Here is a 2,461-nt window from a genome sequence, read left to right as displayed (position 1 = left end):
GCGTTTCCGCCGACCGGGGCCTCGTTCCTGCTGTGCGCCCGAAGGGATTCGAACCCCCAACCTTCTGATCCGTAGTCAGATGCTCTATCCGTTGAGCTACGGGCGCTTGTCGTACCAACTGCTGCCTGCCTGCCGTTCACACGGCCGACCGACGAGAACATTACCGCCTGTTCGGCGCGGGCCCAAACTCAAATCCGCACTTCCCGAGGAGAACTCCGTCACAGCCCTGAACCTGCGTGCCGAAGCCTCTCACAGAAAAGGCCCCGGGCGTCACGCGCGGCCGGGACCTTCCTGGCGGAGACGGAGGGATTTGAACCCTCGAACGGGTTGCCCCGTTACCACCTTAGCAGGGTGGCGCACTAGACCTGACTATGCGACGTCTCCTCGCGACAGCTTCTACCCAGGCAGGGCGATGCCGCGCGGCCCAGGCTACCTGGCGCACGGCGACCTGAGCAAAGTGGGACGGCCGGCGGCACGCGGGACAAGGCGACATCCGCGAGATCCTGCCGATTTTCCGTCCGAGCCGAGGTGGCCCGGGACATGCGCCAGACGCCCTCGCCTGGGTCCGGGCGGCGTCCGGCAGCGTATTTCATACAGCGTCAATAACGGGTACATTCGCGGTCATGGACTACGACGTCTTGGTGATCGGCTCGGGTTTCGGCGGCAGCGTTGCTGCCCTCCGCCTCACGGAGAAGGGCTACAGGGTGGGTGTGCTCGAGGCGGGCCGCCGGTTCGAGGACGACGAGTTCGCCAAGAACTCCTGGCACCTCAGGCAGTTCCTGTGGGCGCCCGCCCTGGGGTGCTACGGCATCCAGCGCGTGCGCCTGCTGCGCAACGTGCTGTGCCTGACGGGCGCAGGCGTGGGCGGCGGGTCACTGGTGTACGCCAACACCCTCTACCGCCCCCTGGACCCCTTCTACGCCGACTCCGCCTGGTCCCACATCGCCGACTGGAAGTCCGAGCTCGCGCCGTACTACGACCAGGCGGAGCGCATGCTCGGCGTCGTCCGGTACCACGGCCGCTCGCCCGCGGACGACGTCATCCGGGGCGTCGCGGACGACATGGGCGTGGGCGAGACGTTCCGGCCCACCCGGGTGGGTGTGTACTTCGGGCCGGGCGGCGCGGAGGCGCCGTCGCCGGGCCGCCGGGCCGCCGACCCGTTCTTCGGCGGGGCCGGACCGGAGCGGACGGGCTGCATCGAGTGCGGCGAGTGCATGACCGGCTGCCGGCACGGCGCCAAGAACACCCTGGTCAAGAACTACCTCTACCTCGCGGAGCGCGCGGGCGCCGAGGTGCACCCGCTGACCACGGCCGACGTCGTCCGGCCGCGGGCAGCGGCGGAGGGCGGCGGCTACGAGATCCGCACCCACCGCACCGGCAGGAGGTGGGCCGGGCGGCGCACGTTCACGGCGAAGCAGGTCGTGTTCGCCGCCGGCACCCTCGGCACGCAGCGCCTGCTGCACGCCATGAAGGACGCCGGCACGCTGCCGGGCCTCTCTGACCGGCTCGGGCACCTCACCCGCACCAACTCTGAGGCGCTGCTGGGCGCGATGACGCACAAGGTCAGCTCGACCGACTACTCGCGCGGCCTCGCGATCACCTCGTCGTTCTACCCGAACGAGAGCACCCACATCGAGCCCGTGCGCTACGGCCACGGCTCCAACGTCATGGCGGCGCTCCAGCACATCCTGGTCGACGGCGGACCGCACCGGTTCTTCCGCTGGTTCGGCGAGATGGGCAAGAACCTCAGGTGGCTGCCGGTGCTGATGGACTGGCGCCGCTGGTCCGAGCGGACGGTCATCGCCCTGGTCATGCAGGCCCACGACAACTCGCTGACCACGCTCACCCGCCGGTCGCCGTTCGGCCGGTACATGACCTCCCGGCAGGGCACCGGCGCGCCCAACCCGAGCTGGATCCCGGAGGGCCACGAGGCGGTGCGCCGCATGGCGGACAAGATGGGCGACGACGGCGTGGAGGGCATCGCGGGCGGCACGATCGGCGACCCCTTCAACATCCCGCTGACCGCGCACATCCTCGGCGGCTGCGCCATCGGCTCCGACGCCGCGGACGGCGTCGTCGACCCGTACCTGCGGATGTTCGGCCACGAGGGCCTGCACGTCATGGACGGCTCGGCCGTGACCGCGAACCTTGGGGTGAACCCGTCGCTCACCATCACGGCGCAGGCCGAGCGGGCGTGCGCGCTGTGGCCCAACGCCGGCGACCAGGACGGCCGGCCTGCCCTGGGGTCGGCCTACCGGCCCGTCGAGCCGGTACGTCCGGCCGCCCCGGTGGTGCCCGAGGCCGCTCCAGCGGCACTGCGCCTGCCCATCGTGGGGATCACCTGAGCCCGGGGGCTCACGAGAAGGACGACGGCCGGGATCCACTGGATTCCGTGTCATGAGTCGTGCGGGAACGGTGCTGGCCATCTCGGCCGGCCTGGTCTGCACGGCAGCAACAGGTG

General features: G+C 70.5%; 1 protein-coding gene and 2 tRNA genes. 1 reads left to right on the top strand and 2 read right to left on the bottom strand.

What is annotated here, in order from left to right:
* Window positions 1–33: 33 nt before the first annotated feature.
* Both ACFWEJ_RS28405 and ACFWEJ_RS28400 read right to left on the bottom strand, forming a co-directional pair.
* Window positions 34–106: transfer RNA gene (locus ACFWEJ_RS28405), tRNA-Arg, on the bottom strand.
* A 186-nt stretch (window positions 107–292) separates the two neighbouring features.
* Window positions 293–384: transfer RNA gene (locus ACFWEJ_RS28400), tRNA-Ser, on the bottom strand.
* 239 nt (window positions 385–623) lie between these two features.
* Between ACFWEJ_RS28400 and ACFWEJ_RS28395 the strand changes: the two genes are divergently transcribed.
* Window positions 624–2,345 (top strand): GMC oxidoreductase, encoded by a 1,722-nt coding sequence (locus tag ACFWEJ_RS28395; protein ID WP_377232506.1) that lies wholly within the window; start codon window positions 624–626, stop codon window positions 2,343–2,345.
* The last annotated feature ends 116 nt before the right edge of the window (window positions 2,346–2,461 follow it).

It is taken from the genome of Promicromonospora sp. NPDC060204 (assembly GCF_042728455.1).
Classification (GTDB): Bacteria; Actinomycetota; Actinomycetes; order Actinomycetales; family Cellulomonadaceae; genus Promicromonospora.
Note: the sequence above shows the minus strand (reverse complement) of the source record. Positions and strands in the feature narration are given on the sequence as shown.

Coding starts and splice junctions, on each gene's coding strand:
- ACFWEJ_RS28395 (WP_377232506.1), top strand. CDS start 624: ATGGACTACGACGTCTTGGTGATCGGCTCGGGTTTCGGCGGCAGCGTT.